Origin of the sequence: Crassaminicella indica (assembly GCF_019203185.1) — a bacterium.
GTDB lineage: Bacteria > Bacillota > Clostridia > Peptostreptococcales > Thermotaleaceae > Crassaminicella > Crassaminicella indica.
Genome location: NZ_CP078093.1, coordinates 766,109 through 786,224, shown reverse-complemented (window position 1 = coordinate 786,224; position 20,116 = coordinate 766,109). Strand labels below are relative to the sequence as shown.

At 30.7% G+C, this 20,116-nt stretch carries 20 protein-coding genes and 1 riboswitch; of the genes, 15 read left to right on the top strand and 5 right to left on the bottom strand.

Annotated features, from left to right (window positions below):
- Positions 1–193: 193 nt before the first annotated feature.
- The 8 genes from KVH43_RS03720 (at position 194) to KVH43_RS03685 (ending at position 4,984) form a co-directional block, all read left to right on the top strand.
- Positions 194–802 carry an HD-GYP domain-containing protein gene (locus tag KVH43_RS03720; RefSeq protein WP_218283535.1) on the top strand — a complete coding sequence of 203 codons (609 nt, stop codon included), beginning with the start codon at positions 194–196 and terminating at the stop codon, positions 800–802.
- 9 nt (positions 803–811) lie between these two features.
- Positions 812–1,300, top strand: a complete 489-nt coding sequence (locus KVH43_RS03715; RefSeq protein WP_218283534.1) for a Fur family transcriptional regulator — start codon at positions 812–814, stop codon at positions 1,298–1,300.
- A 38-nt stretch (positions 1,301–1,338) separates the two neighbouring features.
- Positions 1,339–1,560: a FeoA family protein gene (locus KVH43_RS03710; protein ID WP_218283533.1), complete on the top strand. Its 222-nt coding sequence runs from the start codon at positions 1,339–1,341 to the stop codon at positions 1,558–1,560.
- Between the two features lie 26 nt (positions 1,561–1,586).
- Complete coding sequence (locus tag KVH43_RS03705; RefSeq protein WP_218283532.1) at positions 1,587–1,811, top strand: FeoA family protein; 225 nt, start codon at positions 1,587–1,589, stop codon at positions 1,809–1,811.
- A 93-nt stretch (positions 1,812–1,904) separates the two neighbouring features.
- Complete coding sequence (gene feoB / locus KVH43_RS03700) at positions 1,905–3,947, top strand: ferrous iron transport protein B (RefSeq protein ID WP_218283531.1); 2,043 nt, start codon at positions 1,905–1,907, stop codon at positions 3,945–3,947.
- A gap of 12 nt (positions 3,948–3,959) precedes the next feature.
- Positions 3,960–4,109 (top strand): FeoB-associated Cys-rich membrane protein, encoded by a 150-nt coding sequence (locus KVH43_RS03695; RefSeq protein WP_218283530.1) that lies wholly within the window; start codon positions 3,960–3,962, stop codon positions 4,107–4,109.
- Positions 4,110–4,363: 254 nt separating this feature from the next.
- Positions 4,364–4,600 (top strand): DUF2651 family protein, encoded by a 237-nt coding sequence (locus KVH43_RS13405; protein ID WP_218283529.1) that lies wholly within the window; start codon positions 4,364–4,366, stop codon positions 4,598–4,600.
- A 63-nt stretch (positions 4,601–4,663) separates the two neighbouring features.
- Complete coding sequence (locus KVH43_RS03685; protein WP_218283528.1) at positions 4,664–4,984, top strand: hypothetical protein; 321 nt, start codon at positions 4,664–4,666, stop codon at positions 4,982–4,984.
- A gap of 143 nt (positions 4,985–5,127) precedes the next feature.
- On the opposite strand, the gene KVH43_RS03680 is transcribed toward KVH43_RS03685, so the two are convergent.
- Together KVH43_RS03680 and KVH43_RS03675 are read right to left on the bottom strand one after the other, a co-directional pair.
- Positions 5,128–6,492, bottom strand: coding sequence for an aldehyde dehydrogenase family protein (locus tag KVH43_RS03680; protein ID WP_218283527.1), 1,365 nt, complete (start codon positions 6,490–6,492; stop codon positions 5,128–5,130).
- A 69-nt stretch (positions 6,493–6,561) separates the two neighbouring features.
- Positions 6,562–7,794, bottom strand: coding sequence for an aspartate-alanine antiporter-like transporter (locus tag KVH43_RS03675; RefSeq protein WP_218283526.1), 1,233 nt, complete (start codon positions 7,792–7,794; stop codon positions 6,562–6,564).
- A gap of 155 nt (positions 7,795–7,949) precedes the next feature.
- A riboswitch (cobalamin riboswitch) is annotated at positions 7,950–8,149 on the bottom strand.
- A 169-nt stretch (positions 8,150–8,318) separates the two neighbouring features.
- Between KVH43_RS03675 and KVH43_RS03670 the strand changes: the two genes are divergently transcribed.
- The 4 genes from KVH43_RS03670 (at position 8,319) to KVH43_RS03655 (ending at position 14,068) form a co-directional block, all read left to right on the top strand.
- Complete coding sequence (locus tag KVH43_RS03670; RefSeq protein WP_218283525.1) at positions 8,319–9,452, top strand: YibE/F family protein; 1,134 nt, start codon at positions 8,319–8,321, stop codon at positions 9,450–9,452.
- 252 nt (positions 9,453–9,704) lie between these two features.
- Positions 9,705–11,261: an AbgT family transporter gene (locus tag KVH43_RS03665; protein ID WP_218283524.1), complete on the top strand. Its 1,557-nt coding sequence runs from the start codon at positions 9,705–9,707 to the stop codon at positions 11,259–11,261.
- An 82-nt stretch (positions 11,262–11,343) separates the two neighbouring features.
- Positions 11,344–12,453, top strand: a complete 1,110-nt coding sequence (locus tag KVH43_RS03660; protein WP_218283523.1) for a M20/M25/M40 family metallo-hydrolase — start codon at positions 11,344–11,346, stop codon at positions 12,451–12,453.
- Positions 12,454–12,583: 130 nt separating this feature from the next.
- Positions 12,584–14,068, top strand: a complete 1,485-nt coding sequence (locus KVH43_RS03655; RefSeq protein ID WP_218283522.1) for a hypothetical protein — start codon at positions 12,584–12,586, stop codon at positions 14,066–14,068.
- A gap of 29 nt (positions 14,069–14,097) precedes the next feature.
- Here KVH43_RS03655 and KVH43_RS03650 read toward each other — a convergent pair whose 3' ends face one another.
- Together KVH43_RS03650 and KVH43_RS03645 are read right to left on the bottom strand one after the other, a co-directional pair.
- Entirely contained in the window at positions 14,098–16,125 is a 2,028-nt protein-coding gene (locus tag KVH43_RS03650) for a methyl-accepting chemotaxis protein (RefSeq protein WP_218283521.1), read from the bottom strand.
- Between the two features lie 284 nt (positions 16,126–16,409).
- Positions 16,410–16,580 (bottom strand): aspartyl-phosphate phosphatase Spo0E family protein, encoded by a 171-nt coding sequence (locus KVH43_RS03645; RefSeq protein WP_218283520.1) that lies wholly within the window; start codon positions 16,578–16,580, stop codon positions 16,410–16,412.
- A 344-nt stretch (positions 16,581–16,924) separates the two neighbouring features.
- Between KVH43_RS03645 and KVH43_RS03640 the strand changes: the two genes are divergently transcribed.
- On the top strand, positions 16,925–17,266 hold the full coding sequence (locus KVH43_RS03640) for a hypothetical protein (protein ID WP_218283519.1): 342 nt from the start codon (positions 16,925–16,927) through the stop codon (positions 17,264–17,266).
- An 18-nt stretch (positions 17,267–17,284) separates the two neighbouring features.
- On the opposite strand, the gene KVH43_RS03635 is transcribed toward KVH43_RS03640, so the two are convergent.
- Positions 17,285–17,551 (bottom strand): cysteine-rich small domain-containing protein, encoded by a 267-nt coding sequence (locus KVH43_RS03635; protein ID WP_218283518.1) that lies wholly within the window; start codon positions 17,549–17,551, stop codon positions 17,285–17,287.
- Between the two features lie 191 nt (positions 17,552–17,742).
- Here KVH43_RS03635 and KVH43_RS03630 point away from each other — a divergent pair, with 191 nt between their 5' ends.
- Together KVH43_RS03630 and KVH43_RS03625 are read left to right on the top strand one after the other, a co-directional pair.
- Positions 17,743–18,435, top strand: coding sequence for a response regulator transcription factor (locus tag KVH43_RS03630; RefSeq protein WP_218283517.1), 693 nt, complete (start codon positions 17,743–17,745; stop codon positions 18,433–18,435).
- Entirely contained in the window at positions 18,428–19,843 is a 1,416-nt protein-coding gene (locus KVH43_RS03625; protein WP_218283516.1) for a sensor histidine kinase, read from the top strand. The genes KVH43_RS03630 and KVH43_RS03625 overlap by 8 nt, the downstream gene beginning before the upstream one ends.
- The last annotated feature ends 273 nt before the right edge of the window (positions 19,844–20,116 follow it).

Below are 20,116 nucleotides of genomic sequence, written 5' to 3'. Positions count from 1 at the left end.
AAATCAAGCTCCTTTTCAATATAATTGAAAATAATTATCATTTATATTTTAGAATACCATATTATACCTGTCAAGGAAAAAGGTTATCAAAAAGAGTTCTAAATTTCATTTTACATTAAAAGAATATTATGGTAATATAATTGATAATGAATATCGTTAGCAATTATATTACAAAAAGAGGGGAGGCTCATTAATGGCATTGCCCTTAAAAAGAATCCATATGAATACAATGCAACAAAAATTAAGCATATCAAAAAATGAATTTGACATAAATACGATTATCAATATGTTAAAAGAAAAAGATGATATTACTAAAAATCATTCTATTATGGTCGGAGTATATGCAAAAAAATTTGGAGAGAAATTAGGTTTTTCTTCAGATGATTTACAGGAATTAGAATATGCAGGGATTGTTCATGATATAGGAAAAATAATTATTCCAGATGAAATTTTATTGAAAAAATCAAAGTTGATAAATAATGAATATGAGATCATGAAAAGACATTCTTTGGCAGGATATAAAATTTTAAAGGAAATGAAGGCTCCAAGAAGTCTTTTGCCTTATGTTTTATATCATCATGAAAGAATAGATGGAAAAGGATATCCTTTAGGATTAAGAGAAAGAGAAATACCATATAAAGTGAGATTGTTTAGCATTTGTGATGCATATGAGGCTATGACAGGAGATAGACCTTATAAAGTTGCATTATCAAAGCAAGAGGCTTTAGAAAGGTTAAGGCTAGGAGCAGGGAGTCAGTTTGATCAAGAATTAGTAGGATTGTTTATAAGATTATGCTTTTAGGAGAGGAAAATGATAGACATGAAAATAGAAGATAAATTGTCTAAAAATCAATTAATTGTTTATCAAATTTTTAAAGAAAATTCATATCAAAAACTAAATATAAAAGAGATTATGAAATTGATAAATGAAAAAGATAAAAAAATCAGTAAAAGAACAGTATATAGAATTCTTAAAGCATTGATGAATATAGGGAAAATTTATTGTAGTGATATGTATAAGGGAATGAGAAGCTTTGAATTGATTGAACAGAATCATTGTTTGTTGGTTTGTAAAAAATGTGCAGCTATAAAAGTTATAAATATTGATGATATATGTAAATGGAAGCAACTAAATCGACGAGATGAAAAGGTTAAAATAACTGGTGGCTGGATAAAGCTTTATGGACTTTGTAAAAAATGCATGGAAAAAACTACAAAAGTTATTGACAATTATAATCAATTAGCATATAATATCGTTGATATTGATAATTGCAATCAATTACTACATATAAACAAATAATATAAATTTACATTTAAATAATGTTAGGAGGGTATTGTATGCCGTTATCTATGGTAAATCCAGGACAGAATGCTATTTTAAATAGTATTCGTTGGGGTCCTAAGCTAAAGAAAAAATTGCAAGATATGGGTTTAACTCCAGGTGTTGAAATTAATGTTATATCTAATAATACAAATGGGGCATTTATAATAAACGTAAGGGGTTCTAGATTGGTTTTAGGTGGTGTTGTAACACAACAGATCATGGTTGATTTAGCATAATATATTTGGAATTAGGGGGTAAAAGTATGGAAAGAACACTAAAAGAATTAAAACCAAAGACAGGTGGAAAGATTATTAAGATAATGGGAACGGGTGCATTAAAAAGAAGATTGATGGATATGGGGGTTATTAGAGGGACAGAGGTTTATGTAGAGAAAAAAGCACCTCTTGGAGATCCTATTGAAGTAAAAATAAAGGGATATAGTCTTACTTTAAGAAAAGAAGATGCAGAAAGGATTATTATAGAATAATCATGCTTAATAATTGATAATGAGTTTTAATTTCATTTTTTTTTTACACATAAAACGATAATGATTTGCATATTCAAATAAGGAGGAATATCAATGTCAAAAAATATTACCATCGCTTTGGCGGGAAACCCCAATAGTGGTAAAACTACATTGTTTAATGCTCTGACTGGTGCTAGGCATTCTGTGGGAAACTGGCCTGGTGTTACAGTGGAGAAAAAGGAAGGAATGCTTAAATATAAAGAGAATGACATTATAGCAGTTGATTTACCGGGAACGTATAGTTTATCACCTTATTCAATAGAAGAAATGATTGCTAGAAATTATATTGTTGATGAAGCTCCTGATGTGGTAGTGAATATTGTAGATGCTTCTAATATTGAAAGAAACTTATATTTGTCTACTCAATTAATCGAGCTTGGAAAGCCTGTGATCATTGCTTTAAACATGATGGATGTAGCAGAAAGAAGAGGCTATAGGATTGATGAGAAAAAATTATCGGAAGCATTAGGAGTGCCAGTAGTTCCTATTATTGCAACACAAAAAAAGGGTATTGAAAAGCTACTAGATACTGCTTTGGACATTGTTTTTGGGAAGGTTTCGTATAATCCAAATCAAGTAAACTATGGAAAAGATTTAGAGAAAAAAATAGAAGAGACCATAGAAATGTTAAGAGAAAATAAAAAAGCTTCAAAATTCAATCTAAGATGGTTAGCATTAAAGGTTATTGAAGAAGATGAGGCAGTTTTAGACTTGTTGGGTATTGCGCCTCAGTTGCAAAATGATGAGATTGCAGCTACAGATGAAATTTCACTAGAAGATGATTATGAAAGCTTTATAGCAGATAAGAAATATACTTATGTTGCAAATATTATTTCAAAAGCAGTAAAAAAACCAAAAGATCAGGGGCTTACTACTTCTGATAAGATTGATAAAGTACTTACAAACAAATGGCTAGGACTTCCTATATTTGCTGGACTTATGTATTTTGTATTTTGGTTTGCTATTACTTTTGGAGAAGTATTCTTAGACATGATTGATGGATGGTTTGGTACTTTGGGAGAGATGGCTGCAGCTTCATTAGAAGGAGTAGGTGCAGCAGATTGGTTAGTATCTTTAGTAGCTGATGGTATTATTGGTGGGGTTGGTGGTGTGTTAACATTCTTACCGCAGATTGCATTTTTGTTTGTTGCCATTTCAATCCTTGAGGATAGCGGATATATGGCAAGGGTAGCATTTATTATGGATAGAGCTATGAGAAAAATTGGACTTAGTGGTAAGGCGTTTATTCCAATGATTATAGGCTTTGGTTGTTCTGTTCCAGCTGTAATGGGAACAAGAACTCTTGAAAATGAAAAGGATAGATTAACATCTATTATGGTAGTTCCATTTATGTCTTGTGGTGCTAGAGCGCCTATTTATATTTTGTTTGCCGGAGTCTTCTTCCCGGGAAATGAAAGCAATATTATATTTGCTTTATATATTTTAGGGATCATTGTAGCAATTATTTGTGCATTAATCTTTAAGAAAACTTTATTCAAAGGAGATCAGACACCATTTGTTATGGAGCTTCCACCATATAGATTTCCAACCTTCAGGGGTACAGGAATTGCTGTATGGGAAAGAGTAAAAGCGTACATTTTACGAGCAGGTACAATTATTTTTTCAGCTTCTATTTTAATTTGGTTTATATTAGGCTTTAATTTCTCAGGTTCTGTGGATATGGTAGATAGTATAGGGGCTGGTATTGGTAGAGCTATGGCACCAATATTTAAACCATTAGGCTTTGGTTCTTGGCAAGCTGCATTATCTCTTATTACAGGACTTATGGCGAAGGAAGTTGTTGTAAGTAGTATGGCTGTAATATATGGATTAGGAGAAGCAGTAGGTGAAGCTGCTATGGATGGAGACGTTTTAGGATTTGCTAGTGCATTAAAGGCTGCTGGTTTTACTAGTCTTAGTGCAATATCATTTATGGTATTTTCACTCCTTTATATACCTTGTCTTGCAGTAATTGGTGTAATTAAGAGAGAAACAAATTCATGGAAATGGACAGGATTTTCTGTTGTATATACTTTTGTTGTTGCATGGGTAGTTGCTTTCCTTGTATATCAAATAGGAGGATTACTTGGATTTTAAGGAGATGATTTTGTGGGTAGTTTGCTTACGTGGATAATAGGGATACCAATCATTGGATTTGGAGCATATTGTCTGATAAAAGGTGTAAAAAACGAAGTTAAAGGTGGTTGCAGTAGCTGTAGTGGTTGCAGTGAATATAGCTGTCCTTCTAGAAAGGAATAGAAAAAAGGGGCTGTCGGGAAATAAAAATTAGCCCTTTAAAAAAGAAAAAAGGACAAATCTCAAAAAAGAGATGAGTCCTTTTTTTAGTTATATGATAAAATGTAACTAATAAATAACAAAATAAGACACTTCAATCCTAGGAATATTAATTTTATGAAGAACAATACCTTAGGATGCATCTGATATGATTAGTATATCCAAAGATTCATTTATTCAAAATAATATAATTAGATAGTATAGAAAGTGGTGATATCTTGGAATTTGTTTTTATTTTTTTAATTTGTCCTTTAAGTATACTGATCATATCAGTTTTTGGATACATATGGTTTAGTAAATGTTATGTAATTCCTTTAATAGTTTTTACAATTTTGACTATATTAACACTAACTCTATTCGGAGGCTCATTCTTTATTTGGGTAATAATTTATACCATTTTCTCTTTAATTATTAGTTTAACTGTTAGATCAAGAAGAAATAATGATTTTAAATAATTTAGCTGATTGTATATTTTTCTAATTACTCTAATTTTAAGTATAGTAAGGAGAATTAAATTTATGTATATTGATAAAAATAAAATACTATTAATTTCTCTTTTGTTAATAAGTATAATTAGTATGTCAATCTTATTTTCTTTTCATAATTCTATTTTAAAATCCGTTATATTCTCATGTGCTATATTGTTAGTTATTTTTATAGCTGGATATTTAACTAATAGAGAAGCTATATATGTTAAAATTATAGGGTATACAATGATTTTTTTAACTTTTGGTGTATATGTCCCGCATGCTTTTAAATATATAAACAAGTATATGGGAATGAGTGTAGGTATCATTATTGTTTTAGGTAAATTATTATTAAATATAAAAAGCAAATAATTATTATATGAACATAATTATAGATTTCTCACTAAAAAATTTAAGCTATTCTAGAAAAATCAAGTTGTTTTTTTTGAAAAAAAACTATCGGTTAATCAATTTAATGATTTACCGACAGCCTCTTTTTTGTTAATCAAATGAAATTATGCCCATAATTCCTCATCAGAAGGAACTACTCTATCTGCCATATAATGACCGATTCTTGAAATGTTAATCATATGCTTGTAAGTAAAGTTTTCAGAAATACTGTTATTTCCCCATGATCCACAACCTAATGTAGTTGTAGGTGCAAAGCCATTGAAGAAGCTTCCTCCTGCAGTAGTTGAAGATGGTTGGTTTACAACTAATCTACTTACTGTTAAATTCTCTCCTGCATAGTCGATATGTTCATTGTTATTTGAGTGAATTGCAGCACTATGTCCTTTTCCTTCAAGCTCTAGGTTTGTTTGTGCAATTTTTACTCCTTCTTCAAAGGTTTTATATCTAAACGTAGCCATTACTGGACACATCTTTTCCTTGCAAAGTACATCCTCTGCACCAATACCATCTGCTTCGATAAGGATTACCTTTGTATCTGCTGGAATTTCAACACCTGCTAACTCTGCAACCTTTTGTGGAGATTGTCCTACTACGTCTCTATTAATTGTACCATTTACAAAAATAGCTTTTCTGAATTTTTCTTTTGTTTCTGGATCATTTACATAGTATGCTCCATTGTTTTCAAAAGCTTTGATAACTTTATCATAATCATCTTCATGAGCAATAACAGTTTGCTCTCCAGAACAGATGATACCATTATCAAATGTTCTTCCTGCAATAATTTTTTTCGCAGCATCATCAAAATCTACATCTCTATCTACAATAACTTGTACATTTCCTGCACCAACACCATAAGCTGGCTTTCCACTGCTGTATGCAGCTTTTACCATTCCCATACCACCTGTAGCTACAACTACGTCAACAGCGTTCATTAGTAGATTTGTTTTTTCAATAGATGGTTCTTCAATGATTTGAATTAAATTTTCTGGAGCATTATGTTTTTTTAGTGCTTCGTTAATTCTTTTTACAGTTTCTGCACTACATTTTTTTGCTCTTGGATGAGGTGCTATAATAATAGAGTTTCTTCCCTTTAATGCAAACATTGCATTACACATTGGTGTTACGATTGGGTTTGTAGTAGGTGTAACAGCTCCAACAACTCCCATTGGTTTTGCAATTTCAACGATTCCTGTTTCTTCATCTCTATTTATAATGCCAACAGATTTTTTTCCTTTTAAGCTGTTCCAAATAGTTTTTGACTTTCCTTTATTTTTAAGTACTTTATGCTCATAAACACCCATGCCTGTTTCTTCAACAGCCATTTTTGCTAATTCTTCTGCGTTGTCATATACTACCTTACCAACTTCTTTTACAATTGCATCAACTTGTTCTTGTGTGAAATTCTCAAATTCCTTTTGAGCAATTCTTGATTTTTCAACTAAAGCATCAATATAAGCCTTTGCTTCCATACTCAATCCCTCCATTTATATTTATAATTTAAGTATCTTTTCTAGTATGAAAAGATTCTTTTAACAAATTTATACTGGTACTCGATACAGCAGTATAGTAAATAGAATCATCCCAAGAAGGGCAAATGGATAAGTAGCTCCATAACCTGCTGCAACACCATCACTTTTTGTAGCTTCTATGGCAGCACCTAGTCCTGGTGTACTAGTCATTCCACCGCAAAGTGCGCCAGAAAGCATAATCCAATTTATTTTAAAGACATACCTTCCGATGATAAAGCCTGCTAATAGAGCAGAGAATCCACATAGAAAGGATATGCATACTAAGTAAGCACCCGAGTGAGTTATTGAATGAATAGTTGTGTATCCATATTTTAAACCGACCATAGAAAGAAAGAATGCAAGAGCTAGTTCTTGTATTGTGCCTAAAATTTTAGGACTCATTCTAAAATGCATTGGCCCGAGCTTTCCTATATAACCTAATATAAGAGATGCTATAAGAATACCACCTGTTGAACCAAGACTAAAATATCCTATTATAGAACCTAAATAAATTTTCATTTTACCTAATAGCAACCCAATCAAACAGGCGAAGACAAATGCAATAAGGTCAAACTTTACTTCGAAATTCATGACAGGGTCTTCTGGGGAAGACATCTCTTGTTTAAATAATTCTTTTTCTGCTTCTAGATCTATTTTAAAAATCAATGGTAAAAATTGCATTAAGACAATGACGATAAGTACACCAGGAACGTATGCTACAGCATAGCCAAAGCCAACCATACTTTCTGCTTCGTTACCATATGAAGTAACAGCTTCTAATGCAGCTGCTAGTCCTGGGGAACTAGTTAAAGCACCTGTATAAACACCTGAAACAGCATATGGATTTTGCCCTTTACTGAGCATTGTCATGATGTAGCAAATTGCAGCTCCTGTAAAAGTAATAACAAAGCCTAACAACACAAATTTTAATCCATATTTTTTTAATACTTTGCCTAGATCTTTAGAGGCTAAAAGACCTACAGCAGCTACAAATAGTATAAGACTAAATAGGAAAAGTTCATTTGGAATGATGCCCTCAGTTAGTATTCTTTCTGCATATGAAGGTAGGTTTTCTGTATTTTTATAAGGAAGAGCATATTTCCCATAGATATACCAGCCGATAACAAGACCTGTAAATAAGCCTCCAGAAGTACCTAGCTTGATTTTTCCAAATTCAATTCTTCCGATGAATAATCCTGTTACAACAGAAAAGAAGATTAGTACAAAATAGTTGGTTATAAAGGTTGTAAAATTAAAATGCATCTTTATTCCTTCTTTCATTTTGTTATAGAACCTTTTAAATAAAAAGCACCTTTGTATAAAAAGGTGCTCGATCTTAACAATAAGTATATTGAAAAGCAATGAGACAGTAATGCTCTTTGCGAATCAATAACACCTCCTTATCCGCGTAAGTGATAACGGTATCATCAAGCATGGCAGGTCTCCTGACTTCGATTCATTACACAGCTATCACCTTCCCATTCCCATTAAATGAAAACAGTGGTATATATATAGCTGCATTCCTCGTTACAGTGGCGGGACCGTGTCGGATTTTCACCGAGCTTCCCTTTTAAGCTGTTAATCTATTGTTAACAACACCATGTTGAAGTGATTAACTTTTCAAACACATTGTATTAAACTGCTGAAACAATGTCAATGAATATACAAAATGTTGTAATAGTTTTTATTTTGAAAGAATATTTAGAAAATGCTGCAAAAGTATTTATGTTTTCAAAAAGCGCAAAAAATGGTATACTATGGACAAAAAGTATTATATGGAGGCAATTATGAAAAAAATATTATGGATGACAATTTTATTTATATTTTTATGTTCTTTTAGTGTTTATGGAGAACAAGAAGATCCGTTAAATGTATATGAAGATTATACGAGTTATACAGAAACAGGAGTGGTTTTAGAAGCAAGTAAGGCAAAAATTGTTCAAGAATACGGGGACTTTAAAGAAAAAGAGCAGCATGTAAAATTGAAAATTACTAGTGGAAAATATAAAGGAAAGGTTTTAGAAATAGAGAATAATATACCATGTAATTCTGCGTTTGCTATTGAAGTAAAGAAAGATGATAAAATTGTAATCAATATTGATGAATATACTGATGGAAGATTAGATGTAGCTATAACAGATTACATGCGACAGCATTATATAATATATTTATATATATTGTTTATTGTATTGATTATAATTATTGGAAAGATGAAAGGTATAAAGGCTGTTGTAACTCTTTCTCTTACTTTGTTTGCAATTCTAAAAATACTTTTACCAGCTATTTTAAAGGGAATGAATCCTATTCCTATTACTATAGCGATTTCTGTAGCTATTACAATAATGACTATGCTTGTTATTGGAGGTATTAATAGTAAAAGTATTGCAGGTATTATTGGAACCACTGGTGGTGTAATTATTGCAGGGGTCATTGCTTATTATATTGGAAGTATGGTCAAATTAACAGGACTTAGTAGCGAAGAAGCGGTTATGCTTATGAATATTCCTCAAAAAGTTTCCTTTGACTTTAAAAGTCTTCTATTCTCTGGAATTATAATGGGGGCATTAGGAGCAGTTATGGATATAGGAATGTCTATTTCTTCTGCTATAGAAGAAATAAATAATGCTAATCCATCACTTACAAGAAAAGAGTTGTTTTCTGCAGGAATGAATGTAGGAAAGGATGTTATGGGAACAATGACAAATACCCTGATCCTTGCTTATACAGGAAGCTCTATTCCATTGCTTTTATTGTTTATGGCTCATGAAACCTCCATTATTAAAATATTAAATCTAGATATTATTGCTACGGAGGTTATTCGATCATTAGCAGGAAGTATTGGATTAGTATTGACAATTCCATTAACAGCTTTTGTAGCAAGTATGCTAATGAAAAAGAATAAAAATAGGGATGCAGAATAAGCATCTCTATTTTTATGTATTTTTTTACAAAAGTTATCAAAGTCATTCACTCATATTTACATATTACAAAAATTTAAAACATTTATCAACGAAAATATGTTATCATGAATGATGCGTATAGACATATGATAACATTTTCCTAATATGACAAATTATATTTATGCAATTATAAAAAATAATCATGAATTGTATCTATACGCAGAATTGTCAGAATTATAAAACTAAAAGAACTATTTAAAAAGGAGGAATAATATGGCAAGCGTTTCAAAATCTTCTCAACCGTCAAAAAAAGGATTGTTTAACAAATTTCTTAATGTCATTGAAACAGTAGGGAATAAACTACCGCATCCAGTTACGATATTTTTACTGTTAGCAGTTGCTGTAATTGTTATTTCAGAAATTGCATCTCGTGCAGGATTAGCAGTTAATTTTTATGATGCTAAGTATAAAACGGAAAAAACTGTTGAAGCAATTTCTCTATTAAATGCTGAAGGATTAAGGTATATGATTAATACAGCAACAAAAAACTTTACTGGATTCCATCCATTAGGGACTGTTTTAGTTGCTATGCTTGGAGTAGGTATTGCTGAAGGAACAGGACTAATCAATTCAGCACTTAAGAAATTGGTACTTAGTACACCTAAAAGATTAATTACTGCTGTAGTTGTATTTGCTGGAGTTATGTCAAACATAGCATCAGATGCAGGGTATGTAGTATTAGTTCCATTAGGCGCTATTGTTTTTTTAAGCTTTAAACGTCATCCACTTGCTGGTATGGCAGCTGCTTTTGCAGGTGTATCAGGTGGATTTTCAGCGAACCTTTTATTAGGAACATTAGACCCACTACTAGCAGGTATTACAAATGAGGCTTTGACTGCTGGTGGAATTGAGTTAAGTATATTGCCAACAGCTAATATGTATTTCATGATGGCATCTACATTTTTAATTACTTTTATAGGAACATATGTAACTGAAAAAATTGTAGAACCAAGATTAGGCGAATACAAAGGTGAATATAAAGCAGATGATAGTATGGAAGTTACAGAAGTAGAAAAAAAAGGTTTAGTTGCTGCGGGTATTTCTCTACTAATTTTTGTTGCAGTGATGATCTTCTTAACATTACCTGAAAATGCAGCATTAAAAGTACCAGAAGCAGAAAACCCATTAAAGCAATTTATATATAATGGATTAGTTCCAACAATCATGTTATTTTTCTTAGTACCGGGTTTGGTTTATGGTATTGTTGCAGGAACAATTAAGAACGATAAAGATGTAATCAAAGCTATGAGCAAGGCTATGAGTGGTTTAGGAGGATATCTAGTATTATGTTTCTTTGCTGCTCAGTTTATTAAATATTTCTCATACACAAACTTAGGAATTATATTAGCTGTAAGTGGTGCAAACTTCTTAAAAGCTATTGGATTTACAGGATTACCATTAATCCTTGCATTTATTGTAGTTGCTGGATTTATTAACTTATTCATTGGTTCTGCATCTGCTAAATGGGGAATCATGGCACCTGTATTTATACCAATGATGTATCAATTAGGATTTACACCAGAATTTACTCAGCTTGCATATCGTATAGGAGATTCCTGTACAAACATTATTTCACCACTAATGTCATACTTTGCGGTAATAGTAGTATTTGCACAAAAATATGATAAAGATACTGGAATTGGTACGTTAATTTCTACAATGCTTCCATATTCTATAGCATTCTTATTAGGATGGACAGCACTGATGATTGTTTGGTATCTTGTAGGAGCACCTATTGGACCAGATGCATTTATCCATTTGGCTATGTAGAGAACTTTTCTAGATATAGACAAAACAAAGCGAGAATTCTTTTTAGATCAAAAAGGATTCTCGCTCATTTAGGAGGGGTAAAATGATAAACAAAGAAAGGATTGTAAATGAATTTTTAAAATATGTACAAATTGACAGTCCTACAAAAAGAGAAGGACAATTTGCAAATTTTATTGCGAAGGAACTAAAAAATATAGGTCTTGAGGTACATATAGATAATGCAGGAGAGAAGGTAGGTTCAGATACAGGGAATGTTATTGCAAGACTTGAAGGAAGCAAAGACATTGAACCAATTTTATTCAGCTGTCATATGGATACAGTAAGTCCTGGAGAGGGGATCAAACCAGTAGTAAAAGATGGTGTGATTTATAGTGATGGAACAACAGTGCTTGGAGGAGATGACAAAGCAGGTATTGCTGCTGTTGTAGAGGCGCTAAAGGTGATAAAAGAAAAAAATATAGAACATGGTCCAATTGAAGTGGTGTTTAGTATCTACGAAGAAGGTGGATTATTCGGGGCTAAAAACTTGGATTATACCAAAATTCAATCTAAACGTGCATTTGTATTAGATAGTGGTGGAGATCCAGGACAAATAATCATAAAGGGACCTGCGCAGGATAAAATAAATGCAAAAATCATTGGAAAGCCAGCACACGCAGGAGTATGTCCAGAAGAAGGGATCAGTGCTATCCAAGTTGCTGCAAGAGCAATAAGCAGTATGAATTTGCTTAGAATTGATGAAGAAACAACGGCAAATGTTGGTGTTATTCAAGGAGGAAAAGTAACAAATATTGTTTGTCCAGAAGTAGAAATAAAAGCAGAAGCAAGAAGCTTAAATAATGAAAAATTAGATAAACAGACAGCTCATATGGTGAAGTGCTTAGAAGAAGCTGCAAAGGAATTTAAAGCAGAGGTTGAAATTGATACAAAGAGAATGTACAGTGCTTTTAGCATTGACGAAGATGATGAAATTGTAAATATAGTAAGAAAGGCTTGTGAAAATATAGGATTAAAGCCATTTACTCAAGCTTCTGGAGGTGGCAGTGACACCAATATTTTAAATGGTCATGGTATTAAGGCTGTAAATTTAGGCATTGGAGAGAAAAAGCCACATACTTTAGAAGAACATTTAAAAATAGAAGATTTGGTAAATAGTGCAAGACTTGTAGTAGAAATTATTAGGACTGTATAAAGATTTAATAGGATAAAGAGGCTATTTTAAGTAGTCTCTTTTTTGCTGTATAGAAGAAAAGGGAATTTTATATTTTTGCTTTATATGGTAAAATATTCTTAAAATAGCACATATAAGGAAGGTCCTGTCAATGAATCAATCGTATGTCGACAAATTTAATATTATTCAAACATTGCAGACGAATACTGATCAAAATATTTTTATGGGGTCATTAAAAGATCATCCAGAAGAATTAGTGACTATAAATATATTACATAACATAAAAAGTATAAGAACCTATATGGGAAAATTTAAAAAAGCATTAAAAACTTTAAAGCATATAGAAAAATTAGATGGAGATCTTGTTGTTGTTACAAAAACACAAGAAGGGATACCATTAGAAGCTTATCTTGAAGAAGAAAATATAAATGTAGAAAATCGATTAAGCATGGTTTTTCAGTATTTAAAAAACATTAAAAGATACGATGTATTAGAGCATGGGTTTAAAAATAATTTGATTAATGAATCTCAGATTGTTGTACAAAAAGGGAGATTATCATTAAATGAACTGCTTATAATAGATAAGCTTTTTACCAATATAGATGATTTTCAGCAAGTTGCAAAGGAAGTTGGAAGAGTAGTTAAAAAAATATTACTTTATCCTATATTGGATGAAGCTGATCAAAAAAATATAGATGAGAACATATTAAAATTTGTTTATGAACTCGAGAGAGGCAAGAGAGAATATAAAAATCTAGAAGAAATTTATAATGATTTTAAAGGTTTATATTTATATAATGAGCGTAAAGCTAATACAAAAATCAGAGGAAAAAATTACCTAAGGTTATTTTCAAAGGTTACTATAGGATTAGTTATTATAGCAATTGGCACTTTAGCATATGCAAATTTTATGCATCAATGGTTTATAGGAAGAAAGGCAGATGATAGTCCTACAGCTTATTTTGAAAAAATAAAAATGAAAAATCAGTGGCAGTTTATTAATAAGAGTAAAGGAGAAGGTATTAAGAAGTATATATGGGAGGTTAGGAAAGGAAATAAAACAGTTAAGACATATTCCGTAAAGGATTTAATAGTAGATATTAAAGAGCCTGGTGAATATAATATTGTCTTAAAAGTGCAGGATCAGAAAAATCAATGGAGTAAGGAATATATTGAAAAAGTAAATATTACAAAACCACAAGAAAATGAAAAAATAGAAGAAGCTGTATATATTCCTTCAGATGAAAAGTTGGAAAGCTTGAATATTGTATATGAAGATAATATCATAAAGGATTATGATTTGTTTAGAAATGGAGAATATTCTATAAAGGTTGCAAAGATGAAGGATGAGGAAAATGCTATTTGTATTAAAGATTTAAAATTGGATATATCAAATGTGATGTCTATGTGGCTTATGTCTGATGCTACTGAGCCTGTGCAGATAAAAATAGAAGCATATAAAAATGAAAAATTACGATTTACAAAATCAGTAGTTTATGAGCCTAGCAAAGTAAATACATGGGATTTGCTGCGTATTGATGATGATATGGAGCAGGTAGATGAAGTGAAAATTATTATATTGAATGATGCATCAATGGTATGGTTAGATGATATAGAATTTGCTACATATAAATAAATGCCCTCTTAGTACAGGAGGGCATTTATTTATACATTAAACTGATCTATAATTTTTTCAAGCTTTGCTGATATTGCATTTAGTTCATGAGTTTTATCTGAAATTTCAACCATCATTGAACTTTGCTCTTCTATAGAGGCAGCAACTTCTTCAGTAGAAGCAGCAGATAGTTCTGTAATAGATGCTATTTCTTTTATAGCGGTTGTAACACTCTGCTTATCTTGATGAATTTTTTCTATGTTTGTGATTAGCTCTTCTATTTTTGCGATGGTATTCTCAATGGATTCATTAATTTTTTTAAAGCTTTGCTCTGTATGGATTAATTCATCATTACTTTTTCCTACAATTGTGCTTGCAGTATCCATTTGAAGCTTTGCATAACTCATTTCTTTTACCATATCATTTATGGTTGCTTCTATTTCTTTAGCATTGAAAGTAACCTGTTCTGCTAGTTTTCTTATTTCATCTGCAACTACTGCAAATCCTCGCCCTGCATCTCCTGCTCGGGCTGCTTCGATAGCGGCATTTAGCGCTAAAAGATTTGTTTTTTCTGCAATAGAGGAAATGGTATTGCTAATTGCAACTATTGAAGTTGATTTTGTATCTAATATGCCTATTTGAGATGTGATTTTTTTAGTAATTTCATTATTTTCTTTAAAGGAATTTTTTAATCTATTGATAGATTCTGTTCCATCCTTATTGGCTGCGATGACGTTTTGGATATTTTCTCTAATATTTTCTGAATGATTGACAGCGATGTTTATAGTTTTAGCAAGATGATTTAGCTTTTCAACTCCTTCTTGTGTAGTTTTATTTTGATCAGCAGCTCCTTGAGCGAGTTCATCGGTAGCGGAGGCTACGCCTTCAATAGACATAGATACTTCATTTGTTGTGTTGGATAGACTTTCAGCATAATGACCTATTTTGCTAGATACATCTTTTATATTATTTACCATATCCTTTAAAGCTTTTCTCATATGCTCAATAGATATTGCCATAATAGTAATTTCATCCTTATTCTTTTTTAAATGTATGGACGAATTATCTACTAAATCAAAGTTAGATGTTTTGTCAATTAGTATTAACAATTTGTTAATAGGATTGGTAATACTGTGTTTTACAAATAAGTATATAAATATAGTAATAATAAGAAGTACAATGATTGATATGAAAATCCCTTGAAAGATCAAGTGATTACGTGCAGTGATTAAAGGCATTGTAGATAGACCTACTTGAACGACTCCAATGATTTCATTTTTAGTATTTGTTAAAGGAACGTTGACTGTATAAATTTCAAATTTTCCATTTGGATTAGTAGTTGTGTAAGAATATGTTTCTCCTTTTGAGATTGCAGATTGCATAGCTGGATTAGTATAAACAGTACCGATTTTTTGAGCATCACTATGTGCAATGGCTTCATAGTTTTTATTTAAAATAGATGCATATACAATATTATCAGATGCTGCGAGCTTTTCTAAATAATTTTGTATATTTAGTGTTTTTTTCATTTGTTTTACTGTGTTTGCAGGAAAACCGATTTGCATGTAGCCTTTGTTTAATTTTATACCGCCGTATTTGTAAAGGAGACCATCTACTTCACTTTTTCTTATAGCTTCTGCAATTTTTTCTGTATGACCTTTGAAAATTTTTTGCATAGCATGGTTTTCTCCATAGATATAACCGATATTAGCAGGTAAATTTGAAAAAATAATTTTTCCGTTTTCATCGATAATATTGATTTCTGCTAAATTTGTTTGTTCAGCTAAAGCTACGAGCATTTCATTATTGAAGTTATTTTGATTACCAATTACAGTAGCTATATCATATAGATAAGTGTCTAATATATGTTCAACATCTTTTTCTATAGAATTTGTGTTTTTTACTTGTGCTAAAATAATATTTGCAATCTCATTTCCATTTTTATGCATTTGGGAGTACAAAGCATTAGTGGATATTTTGATAGAAATGAAGGATATACTACAAATTGCTAGAATTAAAGAAAAACAAATAAGGATCATAATTCTTTTGAACATATTGTTATTTTTTTCACATTGCATTTCTATGCACCTCCTTGAAATCTGAATATTATAAAAAATATAATAATAATATTCTATGGAATTTATTTGTTTCCTCTATAAATTTACATTCTTTTATAGATAAACAACATTAACAGTAAAAAAGAAATATATAAATATAAGTGAATGACTTTGATAACTTTTATAAAAAAACAAACCAGGTAGGTATTCCCACCTGGTTTATTATTTAAATACATCTTCTAAATTAATGTTTAATCCCTCAATACAACGAATGCTAAATTGAAAAAGGAAAAAATTGATAGCTTTTATGCGATCTGTGTTTTTATAATCATATCATATTCATTTAACACCTTGTCTAATTCTTGACTGACAAAAACTACTTCTGCTGCAACTAATTTATTGTTTTGTCCGATTAAATCATATAAGCTTCTGCGTAAATCTTCTATTTTTCGCCTCATTTCTTTTGTTTTTTCCATAATCCCATCCCTTTTCCCTTAAAATGACATTATACAAAATGTAGTGCGCAATCAAACAAATTTTCTTAATATCTACTATATATATGATACTACTTTTTTTGGATTTTGTAAATAATTTCAAAAAATTATTCTATTATGAATAATTTCCTTGTTGATTGTTGTTTATATGTGGCAGAATAGAAACTGAAAATACAGGAGTATTTTAAATTTTTTGTACTATTTATGAATTATTGATTTTGAGGCATCCCTTTACACGATGAAAAATACTAAAACATTTTAATTTCATTGAAACTTTTGTGTTTTTTTGAATATAGATAAAATAAAGCGTTTAGGGAGGGTATATTATGTGTATCAGAATAGTATCTCTATCAATAACTCCGAAAGAAGCGTTAGAGCTTTTAATGGGGGAAATAGATGGGGACTTGATACATTACGAATATCATCAAATTAAAGAAAATATTGGATTTGGAAGTGTCGTTTTTGAAAAATTTTATTCAAGGGGAAAATCACAAAGAATGATGATTGTGAATACAGAAAACTTAGAAAATGTAACAAATGCTACAATTATCCTTTCTTCTAATTGGGAGGAATATTCCTATGACTTAGATTTTGAGATATGGGATGAATGTATGGAAGAGTTAATGGAAATATTAGATGAATATATTATTGATGAAAAAATAGAATAACAGGTAATTTTCTACCTGTTATTCTTCATCACGTTCACTACCAATACGAATGACTTCATTCATTTTAGACATAATGTAATCATAAGCTCCTTTGCTATGAGGAATCAAACAATTGCTGCAATCCTTTACACCATTTGTATAAGTGAAATTGCCACCACATTTATCTTTTAACATATATAGCGGACAGAAGCAGAACAGACAATTGAAGCTTTTTTCATCTTTTACTTTGTGACAGGGAAAATATTCACATTTACTGTTTTGATAGAATTTAAAATTTTCGCTCATAGGCTCATCTCCTTAAATAGATTTTTAGTTATTTTATAATGATTAAAAATTATAGCTTTGTATTGTCTCAATTATAATTGTAACATATTGGAATGAACTTAGGAATAAGCACAGGTTGTTATTTAACATAGGATAAAAATATAAGAGCTCCTATAAGTGATATAATAAAATCATATAGAGGAGGGAGAGGTATGTCTGATAAAAAAATACTTATAGTAGATGATGATCATAATATTTGTGAATTAATAGAGCTTTACTTAAAAAAAGAAGGGTATAAGGTAATCAGTGTTCATAATGGACTAGCTGCAATAAAAACATTTAAAGAAGAGACACCTGATTTTGTCATTCTAGATATTATGCTACCTAAAATGGATGGATGGGATGTTTGCAGGGAGTTAAAAAGAATAAGCAATGTACCTATTATTATGCTTACTGCAAAGGGAGATACATTTGACAAGGTTTTAGGACTAAGATTAGGTGCTGATGATTATATGGTAAAGCCATTTGATGCACGTGAATTAGTTGCAAGAGTGGAAGCTGTTTTAAGAAGAACAAACAACCAAAGCTTGGCTGAAAGACAGATTATTTTACCTAATCTTTTCATTGATATGGATCTTTATGTAGTAAAAATACAAGATAAGACCTTTTCATTGCCTCCAAAAGAGATGGAGCTTTTATATTTTCTTGTCAAAAATCGAAATAGAGTTTTTACAAGAGAACAGCTTATTGAAAATATATGGGGCTTTGATTTTGATGGAGACAATAGAACTATAGATGTACATATTAAAAGATTACGTAAAAAATTAGAGATCTTAAAAGATCAGTATGAAATAAAGACTGTATGGGGGGTAGGATATAAATTTGAGGTGAAAGGGAATGTTTAATACTGTTTTTAAGAAACTTTTAAGCACGTATTTTGTCATTATTGTGATAACTTTTTTGCTTTTAGGATTGCTTTTTTCGCAGCTTTTTGGAAGTTATTTCTTCAATAAAACTGAGCGATTATTAATTGAAGAAGGCAACAAGATAAATGATCTAGTAATCGATTATCTAAATGGATATATTAGTCAAGAAAGATTAAACCTAGAGCTACAAGCAGTAGAGCGTTTTTTAAATACTCGAATATGGATTATTGACAAACGTGGAATTATTTACGGGGTTTCTAGCGATGAAGAAAAATGGATTGGAAAACAGATTACAACAAAAGACATGCTAGAGGTATTAAAAGGACATACTATTGTAAAAAAAGGAACTTATGAAGAGATTGGAAAAACTCCTATGTTAACCGTTGGTGTACCCATATTTGTAAATGGAAGAGTGGATAATGCAATCATTATGCATTCGCCTTTGTATGAAATTACAAAAGCTATAAGAGAAGTCCATAAAATTATATGGACTGCTATGATGGTTTCATTTTTTATATCCTTTATTATATTATATATTGTTTCAAGAAAATTATCAGCACCGATAAGAGCAATGGGACAAGTAGCTCAAAAACTGGCAGAGGGTGATTTTAGCCAAAGGGTTAAAAGCTATGAAAATGATGATGAGATTGGTAAGGTTACAAAGACTTTTAATGCTATGGCAGATAAATTAGAGAAAATAGAAGAAAATAGAAGAAGCTTTATATCTTCGGTTGCACATGAATTGAGATCTCCTCTAACATTAATAAAAGGCTTTGTACAGGGAATGGTAGATGGAACTATAAAAGAGAATGAACAAGAGAAGTATTTGAATATTATTTTAAGAGAAACAAAGAGACTGAATCAATTAATAGCTAATTTATTAGATATACAAAAAATGGAGTCTGATAAGTATCCAATATATCCTCAGATATTTGATATAAATGAGCTTATTGTAAGAACACTTATAAAATATGAAGAGGAGATCAATAAAAAAGGAATAGAGGTAAATATTGATCTTCAAAAAGAGAAACAAATGGTTTTTGCAGATAAAGATGCTTATGAGCAGGTACTCATCAATTTGCTGGATAATGCGATGAAGTTTATGAAGGAAGCTGGAAAACTAAATATAAAAACATATTTTCTTAATAATAAAGTATGGGTGGAAATTCAAGATAACGGAATAGGTATGAAAAAAGAAGTACAGCAAAGGATATGGGACCAATTTTATAAAGCAGATCAATCAAGAGATAGAAATGAAAAAGGTACAGGGTTAGGATTATATATTGTAAAGAAAATAATCGATCGTCATAAAGAAACAATAAAGGTTGAAAGTGAGCTGGGATTAGGAACAACCTTTACATTTTCTGTAGCAGTAAAGGAAAATTAGTTTTTGTTCACAATTTATTCATATTTTGTTCATAACCTTTTTTTAAAATAAAGATGGACGATATCAAAACGAAATATAAAGAACAGTTCATTCCAGATAACTTTTGAAAAAACTAAACTTCATTCCATGAAAAATACTAAACCTTCAAAACTCACTTCGTTCAAACAATGAAGGTTCTTAACGTATTTTTCATGAAATTTCAGTAAGTTTTTTTACAAAAGTTATCGAAGTCATTCACTTATCTTTATATATTTCTTTTTAATGTTGATGTTG